19 protein-coding genes are annotated in these 17,272 nt (G+C 60.9%); 17 read left to right on the forward strand and 2 right to left on the reverse strand.

The features are described from left to right. Window positions 1-21: 21 nt before the first annotated feature. From hisC to ACSEXS_RS06620, 8 genes are all read left to right on the forward strand, one after another. Window positions 22-1,125 carry a histidinol-phosphate transaminase gene (gene hisC, locus ACSEXS_RS06585; protein WP_438432364.1) on the forward strand — a complete coding sequence of 368 codons (1,104 nt, stop codon included), beginning with the start codon at window positions 22-24 and terminating at the stop codon, window positions 1,123-1,125. A gap of 50 nt (window positions 1,126-1,175) precedes the next feature. Next, window positions 1,176-2,261, forward strand: a complete 1,086-nt coding sequence (locus tag ACSEXS_RS06590) for a prephenate dehydrogenase (protein WP_438433103.1) — start codon at window positions 1,176-1,178, stop codon at window positions 2,259-2,261. A gap of 657 nt (window positions 2,262-2,918) precedes the next feature. Beyond that, window positions 2,919-3,488 carry an RNA polymerase sigma factor gene (locus ACSEXS_RS06595; protein ID WP_438432365.1) on the forward strand — a complete coding sequence of 190 codons (570 nt, stop codon included), beginning with the start codon at window positions 2,919-2,921 and terminating at the stop codon, window positions 3,486-3,488. Window positions 3,489-3,573: 85 nt separating this feature from the next. Then, window positions 3,574-4,188, forward strand: coding sequence for an anti-sigma factor family protein (locus ACSEXS_RS06600; protein ID WP_438432366.1), 615 nt, complete (start codon window positions 3,574-3,576; stop codon window positions 4,186-4,188). Between the two features lie 132 nt (window positions 4,189-4,320). Continuing rightward, window positions 4,321-5,439, forward strand: a complete 1,119-nt coding sequence (locus ACSEXS_RS06605) for a hypothetical protein (protein ID WP_438432367.1) — start codon at window positions 4,321-4,323, stop codon at window positions 5,437-5,439. A gap of 57 nt (window positions 5,440-5,496) precedes the next feature. Next, a complete protein-coding gene (locus ACSEXS_RS06610; protein ID WP_438432368.1) occupies window positions 5,497-6,009 on the forward strand; it encodes a gamma carbonic anhydrase family protein in 513 nt (170 codons plus the stop codon). A gap of 155 nt (window positions 6,010-6,164) precedes the next feature. Continuing rightward, on the forward strand, window positions 6,165-6,800 hold the full coding sequence (locus tag ACSEXS_RS06615; RefSeq protein WP_438432369.1) for a DUF1405 domain-containing protein: 636 nt from the start codon (window positions 6,165-6,167) through the stop codon (window positions 6,798-6,800). Window positions 6,801-6,858: 58 nt separating this feature from the next. Continuing rightward, on the forward strand, window positions 6,859-7,743 hold the full coding sequence (locus ACSEXS_RS06620; RefSeq protein WP_438432370.1) for a sporulation protein YpjB: 885 nt from the start codon (window positions 6,859-6,861) through the stop codon (window positions 7,741-7,743). Window positions 7,744-7,846: 103 nt separating this feature from the next. On the opposite strand, the gene ACSEXS_RS06625 is transcribed toward ACSEXS_RS06620, so the two are convergent. After that, window positions 7,847-8,722 (reverse strand): YitT family protein, encoded by an 876-nt coding sequence (locus ACSEXS_RS06625; protein WP_438432371.1) that lies wholly within the window; start codon window positions 8,720-8,722, stop codon window positions 7,847-7,849. A gap of 151 nt (window positions 8,723-8,873) precedes the next feature. Here ACSEXS_RS06625 and ACSEXS_RS06630 point away from each other — a divergent pair, with 151 nt between their 5' ends. The 8 genes from ACSEXS_RS06630 (at window position 8,874) to ACSEXS_RS06665 (ending at window position 15,248) form a co-directional block, all read left to right on the forward strand. Further along, complete coding sequence (locus tag ACSEXS_RS06630; RefSeq protein ID WP_438432372.1) at window positions 8,874-9,212, forward strand: nucleotide pyrophosphohydrolase; 339 nt, start codon at window positions 8,874-8,876, stop codon at window positions 9,210-9,212. A gap of 59 nt (window positions 9,213-9,271) precedes the next feature. After that, window positions 9,272-9,796 (forward strand): tetratricopeptide repeat protein, encoded by a 525-nt coding sequence (locus tag ACSEXS_RS06635; RefSeq protein ID WP_438432373.1) that lies wholly within the window; start codon window positions 9,272-9,274, stop codon window positions 9,794-9,796. Window positions 9,797-9,858: 62 nt separating this feature from the next. Next, window positions 9,859-10,677: a 4-hydroxy-tetrahydrodipicolinate reductase gene (gene dapB / locus ACSEXS_RS06640; protein ID WP_438432374.1), complete on the forward strand. Its 819-nt coding sequence runs from the start codon at window positions 9,859-9,861 to the stop codon at window positions 10,675-10,677. 37 nt (window positions 10,678-10,714) lie between these two features. Beyond that, a complete protein-coding gene (gene mgsA / locus ACSEXS_RS06645; protein WP_438432375.1) occupies window positions 10,715-11,149 on the forward strand; it encodes a methylglyoxal synthase in 435 nt (144 codons plus the stop codon). Next, window positions 11,146-11,847, forward strand: a complete 702-nt coding sequence (gene bshB1 / locus ACSEXS_RS06650; protein ID WP_438432376.1) for a bacillithiol biosynthesis deacetylase BshB1 — start codon at window positions 11,146-11,148, stop codon at window positions 11,845-11,847. The genes mgsA and bshB1 overlap by 4 nt, the downstream gene beginning before the upstream one ends. 27 nt (window positions 11,848-11,874) lie before the next feature. After that, complete coding sequence (gene bshA, locus ACSEXS_RS06655; RefSeq protein ID WP_438432377.1) at window positions 11,875-13,053, forward strand: N-acetyl-alpha-D-glucosaminyl L-malate synthase BshA; 1,179 nt, start codon at window positions 11,875-11,877, stop codon at window positions 13,051-13,053. After that, entirely contained in the window at window positions 13,050-14,351 is a 1,302-nt protein-coding gene (locus tag ACSEXS_RS06660; protein ID WP_438432378.1) for a CCA tRNA nucleotidyltransferase, read from the forward strand. The genes bshA and ACSEXS_RS06660 overlap by 4 nt, the downstream gene beginning before the upstream one ends. Window positions 14,352-14,393: 42 nt before the next feature. Further along, the gene (locus ACSEXS_RS06665) at window positions 14,394-15,248 is read left to right on the forward strand and encodes a biotin--[acetyl-CoA-carboxylase] ligase (protein ID WP_438432379.1); all 855 of its coding nucleotides are present in this window, start codon (window positions 14,394-14,396) and stop codon (window positions 15,246-15,248) included. Window positions 15,249-15,253: 5 nt separating this feature from the next. Here ACSEXS_RS06665 and ACSEXS_RS06670 read toward each other — a convergent pair whose 3' ends face one another. Next, a complete protein-coding gene (locus ACSEXS_RS06670; RefSeq protein WP_438432380.1) occupies window positions 15,254-16,402 on the reverse strand; it encodes an MGDG synthase family glycosyltransferase in 1,149 nt (382 codons plus the stop codon). A 330-nt stretch (window positions 16,403-16,732) separates the two neighbouring features. Between ACSEXS_RS06670 and ACSEXS_RS06675 the strand changes: the two genes are divergently transcribed. After that, complete coding sequence (locus ACSEXS_RS06675) at window positions 16,733-17,068, forward strand: hypothetical protein (RefSeq protein WP_438432381.1); 336 nt, start codon at window positions 16,733-16,735, stop codon at window positions 17,066-17,068. The last annotated feature ends 204 nt before the right edge of the window (window positions 17,069-17,272 follow it).

Raw genomic sequence — 17,272 nt, forward strand, 5'->3', positions numbered from 1 at the left:
CCAGGTAAAGGAGTGTCTGTCTTGCAGCCGAAACCCCAAGTCATTCATCTGCCGGTGTATCAGCCGGGCAAACCGATCGAGGATGTGAAACGGGAGCTCGGGCTCGAGCATGTCGTCAAGCTGGCATCGAACGAGAATCCGTTCGGCTGCTCGCCGAAGGCCAAGGAAGCGGTGCTCCGCGAGCTGGAACATCTCAGTCTGTACCCCGACGGCGCGGCCGTCGCCTTGACGCAGGAAGCGGCAAGCCGGCTCGGCGTTCTCCCGGAGCAGCTGATCTTCGGCTGCGGCTCGGATGAAGTCATCGAAATGATCGCCAAGGCGTTCTTCGTGCCGGGCGACGAGACCGTGATGGCGACCCATACCTTCTCCCAATACCGGCACAACGCCGAGGTGGAGGGGGTGGTCATCGTCGAAGCGGAGATGAAGGACGGCACACACGATCTGGACGCCATGCTGGCCAAGGTCACCGACCGGACCAAGGTCGTCTGGATCTGCAACCCGAACAACCCGACCGGCACCATCGTCTCTCACGAAGAGGTGGCCCGGTTTCTGGGCCAAGTTTCGCCCCATGTGCTCGTGGTCCTGGACGAGGCGTACATTGAATACGTCATCTCGCCCGATTACCCGAACGGCTTGGAGCTCATCCGGCAGCACAAGAATCTGATTCTGCTGCGCACCTTCTCTAAGATTCACGGCCTCGCCGCGCTTCGCATCGGCTACGGCATCGGACATCCCGAGGTGATCGGGCTGGTGAATCAGGTCCGGCCTCCGTTCAACACGACCCGCACCGCCCAAGCCGCGGCGCTCGCCGCCTTGAAGGACGACGACTTCGTTCGGCGCTGCCGGGAAGCAAACGCCGAAGGCCTGCGCTATCTGTCCGGAGAATTCGACCGGATGGGGCTGGCGCATTATCCGGCTCACGGCAACTTCATCCTGGTGGAGGTCGGCAGGCCGTCCGGGCAGGTGTTTGAAGCTCTGGTTCGAAAAGGGTATATCGTCCGCGCCGGAGCCTCGCTCGGCTTTCCGACGTCGCTGCGCGTGACGGTCGGCAGCCGGGAACAGAACGAGGGCTTGATCGCCGCGCTTGCCGAGGCGTTGGCGGAGCGGAGGACCGTGGAAGCGTAGGCCGGAAAGGCAGCAAGAAATCGGATAAACTTGGGAAAAGGTTGATGACGGTGACGAAAATCGCGATATTCGGCGTGGGGCTCATGGGAGGCTCCCTCGCCTTGTGCTTCAAGGGCCAGCCGGGCCTTCGGGTGGTCGGCCATTCGCCGAACCCCGCTTCGGCGGCCAAATACAAAGAACGGGGAGTCGTCGACCAGGCGACTTCGTCCTTTGAGGAGGCGGCACTGGACGCCGACTTTATTTTTCTCTGCGTGCCGGTAGGGCTGTTGGAGGAGTATCTGCACCGGCTTGGACGGCTTCCCTTGAAGCCCGGCTGCATCGTGACCGACGTCGGCAGCACGAAAGCCGGCGTCTGCCGGGCAGCGGCGGAAACCGATCTCGGCGGCGCCTGGTTCATCGGCGGCCATCCGATGGCGGGCTCCGAGCGTTCGGGCGTCGAAGCGGCCTCGGCGGAGCTGTACGAGAATGCGTTCTATATCCTGACCCCTTTGCCAGGCGTACCGGAAGAAGCGGTGGCGAGGCTGTCCGATTTGCTGCGCTTCACGCGGGCGCGGATTGTTCGGGTGGAGGCGGAAGAGCATGATGCGATCGTCGGCGGGATCAGTCACCTGCCGCACATCGTGGCGGTGGCGCTCGTTAACCTGATCGCCCGGCACAACGAGCAAAACGGACTCTACCACAGTCTCGCCGCCGGCGGTTTCCGCGATATCACCCGCATCGCCTCCAGCGAGCCGGTGGTCTGGCGGGATATTCTGCTCAGCAACCGCGAAGTGGTGCTCGGTCTGTTGCGGGAATGGATCGACGAATCGGAGAAATTCGTCCGGCTCTTGCTGGAGCGGGACGGGGATGGCATCGCCGAAGAGTTCGCCCGTTCGCGGGAATTCCGCGATACGATCCCCGAGCGGCGCAAAGGCGCCCTCAAGGGGTGGTTTGACCTTTACGTCGACGTCCCCGATCATCCGGGGATTATCGGACAGATCGCTTCTCGGCTCGGGGAGGAACGGATCAACCTGCGCAACATCCAGGTTATGGAAAGCCGGGCCGATGCGCCGGGGGTGCTGCGCTTGTCCTTTGACAGCCAGGAAGCCTTGGACCAGGCGGCAGCGCTGCTTGCCCGAAGCTACCCCGTTCACTAGAGCGGGAAAGTCTCATCCAAATAACGGAAAAACTAGCAAACGTCGACGTAAAAAACGTCTCCGCAATCGCTTTCAAAAAAAGGTTGACAGATTGAAAACGGATACATATAATAAAAGTACAGTATGGTTTCTCTCCACTCCTATCCGAATTTGCACTCTGTGCACGCCGCCCCGAATTGGGCGGCTTTTTTTTATGTCTTGGAATAGTTTGGGAGTCCCTGCAAAAAAAATTTCCAAGGTCTGCAACCTTTCCGTCCGTCTCGACGTCAGGTAGGAGGAAAAGACAGGGCAGAGAAATTGGGGGCACCTCGCCGTAAAGGCCGGTAGGCCCGCCTGCTTCGAAAGACCCGATTTTCCAGTTACAGGGGCAAAAATCAAAGAGATTAAGCGAATCTTAAGGTTTATTTCTGGAAAATGCAATTGCTAGTTTATGAGGGATGGGTTATTCTAGTAAGAGTCGATGAGATTCGACAGCGTTCCGTTTCTTTCTATCCTAGTGTCTTCCGAGAGGGGCCGTGAAGACAACCGGCGCTTTTTTTCCTCGGATTGCCCCCGTTTTTTAGAACGATTACCGAAACTTTATATTCCCGGCAGAGTCTAATGGTAAGAATAGCCTGCCGGCCGGAATTTTCCATAGCAAGGCAGGAGGCTGACAGGATGACCGATTCCCAGCTGATCAGAGAAATCAAGGACGGCAACGCAGAGCTGTATGCCGAGCTGATGCAGAGGTATGAGCGCAAGATTTACGCGTTCATCTTCCATATGCTCAAGAGCGCCAAGATGGAAGCCGCCGTAGATGATCTGTCGCAGGAAACGTTTTATAAGGCATACCGAAGCCTTCAGACTTTTCGCGAAGTCGAGGCTTCGTTCTCGACCTGGCTTTACACCATTGCGCGCAACACCGTGCTGAGCGAACTGCGCAAGCAGAAGCATATCAAGGTTTCCTTGGAGCAGAGCGGGCTGACCCCGCAGGCTTCCCTGGAACTCATGCCGGAACAGAGCGTTCTCCGGAGCGAGAAGGTTTCGCTCGTACGGGAGGCGATCAACAACCTTCCGGAGAAGCAGCGCTCTGCCCTGATTCTCCGGGAATACGATCAGCTCGATTACCAAGAGATCGCGAGCATTCTCGGACAGACCGTCAGCGCCGTCAAGTCGCTGTTGTTCCGCGCACGTGCAAGTGTTAAGATTCAGCTCGAGCCCTATTACTTCGATACGATTTTTGACTGAAGCCTTGCCGCCTGACCCCGCTTCTGGATGGAACGGGCTGAATTCCTCGGGAGCAACGGTTTCGGCCTCAAGGGGTGAGCGACGAATGAATTGCTCCCAAGCGGAGGAATGGTTCGGTGTTTATTTTGATCTTCCCGAAGACGACGACCGGCGCACGCAGGTGGACCGGCATCTTCAGGAATGTCCTGCCTGCGCGGAGGAGTTCCTCCTGTGGGAGGAAAGCGGCAGCCTGATTCAAAGCGGAGTGCTGCTGGCCGATATGGAGCCGGTATCCGAGTCGGTCAGCAAGCGCGTGATGGATCGGATTTACCAGGACGAGTCCTGGCGCATTCCGGTCAACGAGAGAACCTATGCCATGCCGTTCAAGCTGAGGCGCGGCTTGTTTGCCGTGATCGCCCTTTGCCTTGCCTTGTTCAGCGTCAGCTTATTCTACTCCCTCCAGCATCCAGCCCTGGAGAAGGCGGCTCCCTCGGAGCACAGCGAGCTGTTCGGGTTTCATCAGTCCGCGAGCTTTAATCCGGACGAGACGACGGACGCCGACACGCTGTCCAAGTCCGCCGTGGCTTCCACCTCTTTGTTCATCGAGCCGGCCCGGCTGGGGCCGATTCGCGAGGCTCCCGATTATTGGCTGGTCGTCTCTCTGATCGGGCTCATGGGAACGCTGCTGACGATGAACTGGCTATCCCGGACAAAAGCATAGAAGAGGGTTGCAGAAGACGGCGCAAAGCCGTCTTTTTTGCTGAGACTGAGTAAAGAAACTATATAGCATAATATTCCAACTGCCAGGCGATACTGAAGGAGGATGGAGAACCTTCCTCAGGAGGTGCCGACGGTGAACCTGGCGGACATGCTGGCCTATGCCGATATTCACGACCTCAGCCGGATTGCGCGAACCTATGAGCTTCCCTGCAATCCTCATTCGAAGAACGAGCTGATTCAATCGATTCTGGTAACCGTCAGCCGTACGGACCGGCTCGGCGAAGAATTCGGCCGGATGGATTGGAATGAAATCCGCTTCCTCAGCTCCTTGCTCTTCGACGACAGGGCCGCTTATAGCCTCGAGGAGCTGACGGGGCGCGTCATGCTCGGCATCCACGACGCCGAGGAGAAGAAGCAGGCGAACGCGCGGGATACGATCGTTCATTTCCGCAACCGCGGCTGGCTGTTTAACGGCCATCAGCGCGACAACAAGTATCTGCTGCTCGTGCCGGAGGACTTGAAGCGCCGCTTCCGGGACGCCCTGGCCCGCCGGTTTCAAACCGGATTGGAACAAAGCCGCGAGACGCCGCCGGCGTACCGGGATGAAACCGAGCAGTTCGCGGCCGACTTCTATCAGTTTCTTCATTATCTCTCGCAAAACGAAGCCCCCTTGAACGGGGAGGGTTTTCTATACAAGCGCACCCTGCAGCAAATAGCCGATCGTTTCTCCATCGCAGAGGAACCCGTGCCGCGCACGGCCTGGCGATTCGGGTACGGCCGCAAATTCCGCGAATACCCGGCCCGTTTCTCGCTGATGTACGACTACGGATATTACCAGGGACTCTTCGACGAAGGAAAGGATCGGCTGGAGATGACCGATCCGGGACGCTTCCGCGTTGCGGAAAATCGCCGCGAAGACCTTCAGCAGGTCTATCGCTTCTGGCTTCGCCTCTACAAAGGCGCGATTCCGAACCTTCCCGCCCTGGTCCGGTGGATCGACCTGCTGGCCCGGGACTGGACATCCGTGGACTCCCTGCGGGCGGTGCTTGCCCCCCTGATCAAGCCGTTCTATTACGACACACCGGAGGCGATCCTGACCGAGCGCGTCCTGCCGATTATGGTCCATCTGGGGCTTGTGCGGATCGGCGATATGCCCGGAAGGGGCAGCTTCATCCAGATGACCTGGACCGGATCGAAGATCGTACAGGGCATCTGCGTTTCCGAGGAGGACCGGATTGTACTGCCCGATTGACACCGCGTCCGGCGGCTTGCTATAATCGGCCCCATCCGAGGGACAGGGGGATTGGGCATGCTGCTGGATTATCGGGGAAAACGGCCAATTCTGGCCGATGGCGTCTTTGTGGCGGAGGGCGCCAAGCTGATCGGAGAGGTAGAGGTCGGACCGGAATCCGGCATCTGGTTTAACGCCGTTCTGCGAGGAGATTTGGCTCCGATCCGGATCGGAGCCAAGGTGAACCTCCAGGACGGCTGTATCGGTCATGTCAACCGGGAACAGCCTCTCCTGGTCGCGGATGAAGTCTCGGTGGGACACGGGGCGATTCTGCACGGCTGCAGCATCGGGAAGGGCTCGCTGGTCGGAATGGGCGCCATCCTGCTGAACGGGTCCGAGCTGGGCGAGATGACGCTGCTTGCGGCCGGCAGCCTGGTGCCGGAGGGCCGGAGGCTGCCGGCCTATACCCTCTGCGTCGGCAGCCCGGCCAAGCCGCTGCGCGAGCTGACCGACGCCGACTTGGCCCGGATGCGGCGGACCACGCTCGACTACATTGAGAAAGCGAGCGAATATCGGAGTGCGAAGAACTAGGCGCACGAAAGAGCCGGAGCGACTCGGGCGAGCAGGAATCGGCCGGGTGCGGATCGAATGAAGGTAGGGAAGCTGCGCCAATCGGCAGCTTCCCTGTTTGGCGAGAGAGGAGAATGACCGAGAAGATGAGCCGGTGGTTCGGAGTAATCCGATGGATGCTGATTTCGAAAACCATGCTGTGGACCTTATTCATTGTCAATCTGTTGGGTACGATTTACGGGTATTATTGGTACGGCGATCAGCTGATCGATGTGGCCTCGTCGAAGCCCGCATGGCTGCTGATTCTGGTTCCGGACAGCCCGACGGGCAGCCTCTTCTTCACGCTGGCCTTGATCGGACTGCTCGCCGACGCTTATCGCCGCGGGGCCGGGGGCGAGCCGGGAATCGCTGCACCCTCCGAACCGAAGAGAGGCTTGACCTTTCGCGGAGCCGTCGAGGCGCTTGCCTGCACGGCGTCGTTCAAATACGGCATCTGGGCGGTCGCCATCATCGTCATCTCCGACGCTGCGGGCAGCCCTTTTTCCTGGATCGACGTCATGCTGTCGGTCTCCCATCTCGGCATGGCGCTGGAAGCGGTGCTGTTCGCCCGCTATTTCCGTCTTAACGGCGCCGCGCTGACCGTCGGTGCAATCTGGCTTTATGCAAGCGATATCGTTGATTATACGTTCGGTGTCTATCCGACGCTGCAGCCGGTCCTGCTGGACAGCGTTCCGGCGGTCGCCGTCTGGACGACCCTGCTCAGCTCGCTCACCGTCCTGCTCTTCTGGCGGCTCGGACATCGCCGGTCGTAAGGACTTGCTGTCATAAATCCGGACATCCCTCCATAGCTTGGTAGGGGAGGGGTAAAGGATGAGCCCGGTTCGATACGATCGGAATAAAGGCAGCGTCCGTGCGGCGGTCCTGCTGACGATTTTGGTTTTGGCGCTTGCCGCCTGCGCCAAGCAGACGCACACGCCCAGAGGCGCTACGGCGGTTACGACAGAGGTGCAGGCGGAAGTGGCCGGGCTGGACCGGCTGGCGGAGGAGACCGAGCAGCTAACCAAGCAGGGCAAGACCGCCGAGGCCCGAATCCGGTTGAACACGCTCGGGGAGAAGATGGTCGCTACCTCTTTCACCGGCGTTTCCGGAGTCGAAGGGATCCGGTCGCTGTCCGACGCCATCCTGACCGCCCAGCGCGCCTACAATCAGGCCCGGTTCTCCGAGGCCGAGGCGCTTGCGGCCATCGGCCGGGTGCGGTTGATCACCGACGCGATGCTGCGTCCGGAGCATCCGGTGTGGCATCAGGCTTACAAACTGCTCAAAGACGACGCGGAGCTGTTGGAGAAGAACGCTTCGCAGGGCGATCTTGCGGCGGTCAAGACCGTTTTCCGCGACTGGTCCGACCGCTATCAAGGCATTCGTCCGGCCGTCTTGGTGAGAACGCCCGCGGAGAAGGTCGAGAAGCTGGACTCGCTGACCGTGTTCTTGGCCGGCCGGATCGCAGCCCGCGAGACGGGGGCGACCGCGTTCCTTGAAGCGGTCAAGCAGTTAGATCAAGGGATCGACGAGCTGTTCGGCCGCCGGGAGGACCGCACGGCCTACCTGCCGCTTGCGGCCACCGAACGTCCGCTCTTGTGGACTTTCGGGATCGGAACGCTGCTGACCGCCGTCCTCAGCTTCGTCGCCTGGCGAATGTACCATACCGACAAACGGCTGGCCCGCGTCCACCGCGACGAGCTGCACCGCAAAGGTTGAAGCAAGCCTTGGGCGACGAATTAAAGCCGCATCCCAATACGGAGGGTGCGGCTTTTTTGGGTTTCCCGGCGGAATCAATACCGAATCGTTTAGGCCCGCCGGTTCATTTCTTTTCCAGCCGGAAGCCTTCGCCCAGCACGTCATGGACATTGCCGATGATGATGAAGGCAACGGGGTCCTTTTCATGCACAATCTCCTTCAACCGGCTGACCTCGTGGCGGGCGACGACGCAGTAGACCACATTCTTTTCTTGCTTGGAATAAGCGCCGCGGGCCGGAAACAGGGTGACCCCCCGGTCCATCTCCAGGGTGATCCGTTCGGCAATCTCCTCGCCGTGGTTGGAGATGATGGTGAAGGCACGGGCCGTATAAGAGCCTTCGGTGATGAAGTCGATGGTTTTCGATCCCACAAAAGCAGCGACGAGCGTGTAGAGGATCTTCTCCCGGGGCAGGAAGAACAGGGCACTGCCGATGATCACCACGTCCAGGATGAGCATGATCTGCCCCATACTCCAGCCCTGCCATTTGTTGAACAGACGGGCGATGATGTCCACGCCGCCGGTCGTCCCGCCCGCGCGGAAGACAATGCCGAGGCCGACGCCGATGGACAGGCCGGCATAGAGCGTGACCAGGAAATAATCTTCCCGGGAAGCGAACGGGGTCACCCACCCCTGCTCTACGGTGACTTCAAACACGCGCAGAAAAAAGGACAAGGAGAGGATGCCGAACAGCGTATAAGCCATCGATCTCCCGCCGAATACCTTTAAGCCGAGCAGGAACAGCGGGATATTGAGCAGGAGCGTGGTGATGGATGGCGAAATGTCCGCGATGTAATGGAGAATCAGCGAGATGCCGGTGACGCCGCCTTCCATCAGCTCGTTGGGAATGACGAAATAGTTGATGCCGAACGCGTAGATGGCGGTGCCGAGCAGGATGCCGCCGATTCGTTTGAGGAGGAGAGTCCAGGGAATTCGCTTCATGCGTTAGCTCCTATCGGGTCGTAATAGAGGACGGTCTGCATTATTATACCTTTTTTTGCCGCAGCAGAACCACCCCGTCCGGCACGGATTGTATTCGCAGGGGCTTTGAGTTAACATGGATGAAGAATCCACAGGGTAGGAGTGGCCGATCATGCCGGAAAAGACGCTCGCCGCCTTACAGCGGGAAGTGGACGGGTACATTTCCCAGTTCAAGGAAGGGTATTTCAGCCCGCTGGCCCTTGTGGCCCGTATGGCCGAAGAAGTGGGAGAGCTTGCCCGCGAAGTGAATCACACGTATGGAGAAAAGCCCAAAAAGCCCGGCGAGCCGGACAACTCGATCGAGCTGGAGCTGGGCGATATCCTCTTCATCACGATTTGCTTTGCCAACTCGCTTGGCCTTGATTTGACAGCGGCACACGACAAAATCATGCACAAGTTCAATACTCGTGATGCCGACCGTTGGACGCGTGTGAACACCGAATCCGAGTAATCCTCATATGCTGTACCATCTACCGGTTCTTGCGCACGGGACCGAAGGAGGATGGAGCGATGAGCGGGGAGGCTTGGATCAAGGAGGCGTATGAGGCCATATTGGCCGGCGATTTTGAACGTGCGCTTGCCTGCTTCGAGCAGGCGATCGCCCTCGAGCCGGATAACGCTTCCCATTACCACCGACTGGCGGTGACCTGTGCCCGCAGCGGGCGTTTGGACCGGGCCCTTCGGGCAGCCGAACGGGCGATTATGCTGGCACCGGGAGAGGATACCTTCCGGCAGCATCTCGATCACGTGAAGGCACTGCAGTGCCTGGAAAAGATTCAAAAGCGGCTGGCACGCAAAAGCAAGGGCAGATCGGCCGAGGCCCGGCGTGAGACGCTGAAGCTGGCGCGCGAGGCGGTGCGCCTCGATCCGCTTTCCGTCGACGCCCATCTGGTGCTCGCCGCATTGCTGGAGGAAGCGGGGGAGATCCCGCTGGCCCTGCAAGCCGCCGGAGACGCCTTGCGGCTCGATCCGCAGCGCAAAGAGGCGATTCTGCTGGAGGCACGGCTGCGCGGCAACCGGCCTTTGCTTCATTAGATAGCCAATCCGATTAGAAAAACCCGCACGACGCCGATTAAACCGGATGGGAGAGAATTCGCATGACTAAGACAACCGAAAGACCGATCCGCATCGCCGTCTCCGGCGCCGGAGGGAAGATGGGACGCGAGGTCGTCAAGCTGGCCTTGAGCGACCCGGGCTTCGAGCTAGCGGCAGCCATTGACCATTCTCGTTCAGGGATCGACGCCGGATTGCTTGCCGGCGCCGAGGAAAGCGGCATCGCCGTTACCCAGGACCTGGAGCTGGCTCTGGTCGAAGCCCGTCCGGACGTCCTGGTCGACTTCACCGTACCGGAAGCGGTCATGACCAACGCCCGAACGGCGATCAAGCTCGGCGTCCGTCCCGTCATAGGCACGACCGGCTTATCCCAGGATAACCTCGACGAGTTGGACAAGCTCTCCCGGGAGAAGGGGCTGGGGATTGTCGTCGCTCCGAACTTCTCGATCGGAGCCATCCTGATGATGAAATTCGCCGCCGAAGCGGCCAAGTACATGCCGTATGTGGAAATCGTCGAATACCACGGCGGGCAGAAGCTGGATGCCCCGTCGGGCACTTCGATCCAGACGGCGGAGATGATCGCCGAGAACCGCCGGGAATTCCGGCAGGGCCATCCCAACGAGAAGGAGGTTATCGAAGGCTCGCGCGGCGGCCTGTACGATGGCTTCCGCATTCACAGCGTCCGGCTGCCGGGGATCTTTGCCCAGCAAGAGGTCCTGTTCGGCGGTGACGGCCAAACGCTGAAGATCCGCCACGATTCCTACGACCGCGCCGGCTATATGCCCGGTGTGGCCGTCGCCGTCCGCCGGGTTCTCGACGAGACGGGACTGGTCTATGGAATCGAACGTTTCTTGACTACATAATTCAACGGGGAATCGAAACCGAAGGAAGTGGACGCTCATGAGTCTGGATATCGCATTCATCGCGCATGACCGCATGAAGGATGAAATGGTTAACTTCGTGACGGCATACGAGCACGTCTTTGCCAAACAGCACCGCCTGTACGCTACAGGCACCACCGGTCAACGGATTATGGACAAGACCGGCCTCATCATCACCCGGTTCATGTCGGGCCCGCTCGGCGGCGATCAGCAGATCGGCTCCCTGGTGGCCGAGAATGTCATGGACCTGGTCATCTTCCTGCGCGACCCGCTGACGGCCCAGCCGCACGAGCCGGACATCAGCGCACTGCTGCGTCTGTGCGACGTGCAGGGCATCCCGCTTGCGACCAATGTCGCAACGGCCGAGCTGTTGGTCCGCGCCTTGGAGCGCGGCGAGTTCGGCTGGCGCGAGGTGGTTCACAAGTACAAGCCGGAGGCGGGAAGCGGATCATGACGGACGGAATCGACCTGTTGGTCTTCGGCGCCCATGCGGATGACGCGGAGATCGGAATGGGCGGGACGATCGCCAAGCATGTCCAAGCCGGCTATCGGGTAGCGGTCTGCGACCTGACCCGTTCGGAGATGTCGTCGAACGGAACCGTCGAACGCCGCCAAGGCGAGGCCGAAGCGGCTTCCCGGGTGCTCGGGCTGACCGAACGCAGCAACCTCGGGTTGCCCGACAGGGGCCTGTTCGTCTCGGCGGAGCAGATCGAGGCGGTCGCCATGGAAATCCGCCGTCTGCGGCCGCGCGCCGTGTTCGCCCCGTATCACATCGACCGCCATCCGGATCATGTGCGGTGCGGTCAGATTGTGACGGAGGCCGTCTTCAATGCCAAGCTGCGCCGGTATCGTCCGGACCGCGAAGCGGTGAACGTGGAATCGGTTTATTACTATTACATCAACGATGTGGCAGAGCCGGATTTGATGGTGGATGTCAGCGAATGCTACGACATCAAGCGGAAGGCCCTGCTCGCTTACGAAAGCCAATTCGAAAGCCCGGTCGGGCGGGAGGACGCCGTGTGGACCCCGCTCAATCAAGGGTATCTGGAGCGCGTCGAGGCGCGGGATCGAGTGCTCGGCATGCGGCGTCAGGTGGCCTTTGCCGAGGGCTTCGCCGCCAAGCTCCCCCCGATGCCGGCCCTCTTGCTCTAGCCTATCGCTTTATAAGGAGGAACCCGCATGCAAAAACGCCTGAAAATCGGCATCACCTGCTACCCGACCCTCGGCGGGTCCGGGGTCGTGGCCACCGAGCTCGGCAAGCTGCTCGCCGAACGCGGCCATGAGATTCATTTTATCACCCACAGCATCCCGTTTCGGCTCGGCCGCTTTCACCGGAATATCTATTTCCACGAGGTGGAAGTCAGCGACTATTATGTCTTCAAGTATCCGCCCTATGATCTGGCGCTCGCCAACAAGCTGGCCCAGGTCGCCCGAATCGAACAGCTCGATCTCCTGCATGTCCACTATGCCATTCCGCATGCCGTCTGCGCCCTCTTGGCCAAGCAGATGGTCGGCGACCAGCTCAAGGTGGTGACCACCCTGCATGGAACGGACATCACCGTTCTCGGCGAAGATCCGTCCATCCGCGGGCTGATTCAATATGCCATCAACCAGAGCGATGCGGTCACGGCCGTATCCGATGATCTGATTCAAGAGACGCGGCGGCTGCTGGACATCACGCGCCCGATCGAGCTGGTCTACAATTTTGTGGACAAGCGGGTCTTCTATCCCCGCGACATGAGCAAGCTGCGGAGCGAATTCGCTTCTCCGGAGGAGAAGCTCCTGCTGCACATGTCCAATTTCCGGCCCGTCAAGCGCGTCATGGACGTAGTCGATATCTTCGCCAAGGTGAATGAGCGGGTTCCCTCGCGTCTGCTGATGGTCGGGGACGGACCGGACATCTCCGGCGTGATGAACCGGGTCGAGAGTCTCGGCCTGAAGGACCGCGTGATCTTCTGCGGCAAGCAGGACGCCGTGGCGGAAATCCTCTCGCTGTCGGACTTGATGCTGCTCCCCTCGGAGAAGGAGAGCTTCGGGCTCGTGGCGCTCGAAGCGATGGCCTGCGGCGTGCCTACGGTAGGAAGTCTTGCCGGCGGTATTCCCGAGCTGGTGGAGGACGGCGTGTCGGGCTTTCTGTCCCCCATCGGGGACACGGCCTCCATGGCGGAGAACGCCATCCGGCTCTTGACCGATCAAGAGCTCTATGAACGCGTCTCCGCCGCCTGTCTGCAGCGGGCCCGGCATACCTTTTGCAACGACCGGATCTCCATGGAATACGAGGACATCTACTATCAAGTGCTGAGCGAGCGGGAGCCCCGTCGGGCCGAAAACTCGGCGGGAGCGACGTGCCGGGAATGACACGCGAATCGGATATGATGGAAGAGGCGGCACGGGTGCTGGAGCGTCTGGAAAAAGCGGGCTATGCCGCATTTTTTGTCGGCGGCTTCGTCCGTGACCGCGTGGGCGGCCGGGAGGTCCATGACATCGATCTCGCCTCGTCGGCTCCGCCGGAGGAAGCGCTCGCGCTGTTCCCCGGCGCCCTGCCGACCGGGCTGAAGCACGGGACCATCACCGTCCGTCAGGGCGGGCACTCGTTCGAGCTGACGACCTTTCGCAAGGAAAGCGAGTACGAGGATTACCGCCGTCCGTCCGGCGTGGAATACGTCTCCGAGGTGGAAGAGGATTTGCGGCGGCGGGATTTCACAATCAACGCGATGGCGATGACCCGGCAAGGGGAGCTGATCGACCCGTTCGACGGGGCGGGCGACCTGCGCCGGGGCATCCTGCGTGCGGTCGGCGACCCCGACCTGCGCTTTCGCGAAGACGCGCTGCGCATGATGCGCTGCGTCCGTTTTGCCGCCAACTACGGGCTGAGCATCGACCGGGACACTTGGCTGGCCTTGCTCGCCAACGCCCGCTTGCTGCGGCATATCGCCATGGAGCGCGTGCGCTCGGAGCTGGAGCGCATCGTCGAGGGACCGCATCCCGCGGAGGGCTTGCGGCTGCTTGCGGACAGCCGGCTGCTCCGGTACACCAAGGAGCGGCTCGGCTCGCCGTTTGCGGACTGGACAGCGGCCGATCTGGCCGAGCCGCTCGGGCGGCTCGGCTCCCTGCAGCCGGCCATCCGTTGGACCGTGCTGGCGCTGGCTCTTCGCCTGTCGCCGCAGGAGACGGAGCGGCTGTGGCGCGTGCTGACCTTTCCGGTGAAAGAAGGAAAGCGGGTCTCTTCCGTATTGGCCCTGGACGCGTACCTGCTTCGCGAATGGGAGGGCGGACTTGCGTCCGATGCGGAGGAACAAGCCTGCGCTTTCCGCAAAGGGGCGCTGCTCTTCGGAACGGACGCCGCGTCGGAATGGCTGGCGGCCGCCCGGCATTGGACAGCCGGAGGACTTCGCCTCTGGCAGGAGCCGGAGCTTGCCTCGGCGGAGAGGCGATTGATCGAGGAAGGGGAGCGGCTTCTCCGCGAAATGCCGGTTAAACGGATCGACGAGCTGGCCGTCGGCGGCGAAGACCTGCTTGCGGCGCTCGACCAAAAGGGAGGGCCCTGGCTCGGAAGGACAATGCGGCGGCTGGCGGAGGAAGCGGCCTGCGGCCGGTTACCGAACGAACGGACCGCTCTCATTGCCCGCGCTGTGGAACTGGCGGCTCGGGATTAAGAGAAATCGGAATACGAGGTAGAGAAACGGAGGAGAACCGGGATGGACGAAGAAGGAAACCGCCGGCCCGACGAGGACCGGCTGGACGAAACAAGACTGAGGGCCGCTTTTGCCGGACGCGCCCTCGGACGATCGCTTCGGCTGTACGAATCCGTAGGCTCCACTCAGAATGAGGCCCGGTCCTGGGCCGTGGCCGGGGCGCCTCACGGCGCCCTCGTCATCGCGGAGGAACAGCGGTCCGGCCGCGGCCGGATGGGCCGGGCTTGGCATTCGCCAAAAGGCAAAGGGCTCTGGCTCAGCATGGTCTTGCGTACCGGGCTGACGCTGGAGCAAGCCCCGCATCTGACCTTCGTGACCGCGGTGGCGGTCTGCCGGGCGATCCGGCAGGCCACCGGAACGGATGCGCGGCTGAAATGGCCGAACGACGTGCTCATCGGGGGCCGGAAGGTCGCCGGGATCCTGGTCGAGCTACAGACGGACGGGCCCCGGGTCCAGTCCATGATCGTCGGAATCGGCATCAGCGTCAACCTGGAGGCGTCGGACTTCCCCGAAGAGCTGAATCCGAAAGCGACCTCTCTCCTGGAAGCGGCCGGCGAACGGTTCGACCGCACCGAGCTTGCCGCCAAGGTCGTGCAGAGTGTAGAGGAGATGGTCGGTTTTTACTTGAAAGAAGGCTTCCCGCCCGTCGCCAGCCTCTGGGAAGCACTCAGCGATACGCTTGGGAACCCGGTGAGCGTGGCGACCGCCCTCGGCAATGTTGCGGGTACAGCCCTGCGGTTGGATGAATCCGGAGCGCTTGTGGTCCGGACAGACGACGGTCAGGAACGGCGGCTCTACAGCGGGGATCTGTCGACACTCCCGAAGGACGAAGCGGAAGGGCTGCTTCCCCGTTCGTAAGCCCGTCAGGTTTGAGCCAGCAGCGGAGAGGAAGCTTCTACCGCTTTACCCGTCCAGCGGCCGCTGGCCAGATGCTCGGCGATATCGGCGGCGACCGTCTCCGCAGACCGCGGCTGGCGAAGCCGGGCGATGGAATCTCGCATGTGCCGCTGAAGGGGCTCGTCGCGGAGCAGCCGCAGGATGTGGTGACTGAGCTCGCTTCCGTTCATGGCGATCATCGCCGCCCCTTTGGAAGCCAGGTAATGGGCATTGGCCCGCTCCTGTCCCGGGACCGGCCGAAACAAGATGGCGGGCAGATTAGCCGTCAGCGCTTCGGACAAGGTGACGCCGCCCGCTTTGGTGACGAGGGCGAAGGAGACTGCCATGAGCATGGAGATGTCCTCTACATAGCCGAACACCCGAACCTGGGCTGCATGGCGGTAGGCGGCTTCCAGCTTGAGGCGCAGCGGGCGATTGTGCCCGCAGACGAAGACCGTTTGCAGCTCCGGCGAGGCCAGCACCCCGTCGCTCATCTGCTCCCATTCCGCCGGGATTCCGGCAGCTCCCGCCATGACCAGCAGCGTTTTTTTGCGGGCGGAGAGGCCGAAGCGGGCATGGATGCGATCGCACCCGACCGGCCGCCGAAACCGCTCCAGCGTCGGAATGCCGCTCACCCTCGTCCGCTCTGCCGGGACGCCCTTGCTATGAAGCTCCTTGGCCAAATCTTCCGTTGCCACGTAATAAACGTCCGCTTGTTTGGACAGCCATCGGGAATGGGCGGTAAAATCCGTCAGGACTGTGCATACCGGAATTCCGGCGTTTACGGGCAGAGCGGGCATCGGGAATGTGTTGACTATGAGGTCGGGCTTTTCCCGGTCGACGAGAGCGCGCAAGGCGGAACGGCCGAGGCTGTTGAGCCGGTTCAGGAGGGCATGTTCCGGGCTGAGCCGGTTGGTCGCTCCGTACATCCAGCCGTAGACATGGGGAAACCACGTGTAGCTGCTGCGGTAAAAACGCCGGCAGAACGCGTCCAGACAAGGATGCGAAAGCGCGATCAAATCAACCAGCACCGAATCGATTCCGCGGTCGCGGAGCCCTTCCCGGAGCGCGCGGGATACCTGGAGATGCCCGTCGCCGTATCCGGCATAGAGCAGGAGCACCTTGCGGTTCGCCATATGCTTTCACCTGCTTTGGATTAAAATTCGCGAGAAGCGGGAATTCCGGTTGAAGATGATTACCCGCTGAGGGTCAAGCGGAAGCAGCCGACCGCCGTCGCAAGCGGGAGATTTGCCAAAAAAATACCGAGGTTAGTTTTCGATTTTCAGCGGATTCTTATCCTGGCTTAAGGTTCCTTTAAGCTTGAGCCGGTATCCTTTAGATACTCTCTTTTTCACGATAGATGATTCATCCTTGGCCCCGGATGGCTCCGGGGTCTTTTTTTTGGTTTCGGGGATTTCCTAAACGTGGTATACTTGTGAAAAATCAGGTAAACGGAGTGAACAGGCATGGATATCAAGCTGCTCAAAGGGTGGACGGGCAAACGCGGTACGATTCGGGCGATCTGGTTTGCGGCAGCTGCGGGCCTCTATCTGCTCGGCGAGGCGTTCGGACTGCAGTTGACCCGGCCCTATGCCTATACCGGTCTTTTGCTGATCCTGCTTGCTATGATCGCGGAGAGGACGCTCGTCGGAGGAACCCGAACCCGGAGCGAATTTTTCCTCGACCGGAGCTTATTCGGCGATAAGCCGAGGCAGGACCGGATGCGCTTCGCATCCGCTGCTTTGTTCTATGCGCTTCCGCTGCTCGCTATGCCGCTCCTTGATTATTTCCTCATCCGATAAAATGCCTGCTTCTTCCGACATGCCAAAAAGCCCGCCGTTCTCCTGGAGACGGCGGGCTGTCATTTGTGTACCGGTGTCCGCCGGGTAAGCGGACACCTACATGGGAGAGGAGAAACCGGACGAAGCCTTATGGGGAATTAAGTCTTCTCCGCGGTTGTCTTCGGCATCTCGGATGCCGATATTGACAGTTTGTACACCGCGTGG

Origin of the sequence: Gorillibacterium terrae (genome assembly GCF_051594785.1) — a bacterium.
GTDB lineage: Bacteria > Bacillota > Bacilli > Paenibacillales > NBRC-103111 > Gorillibacterium.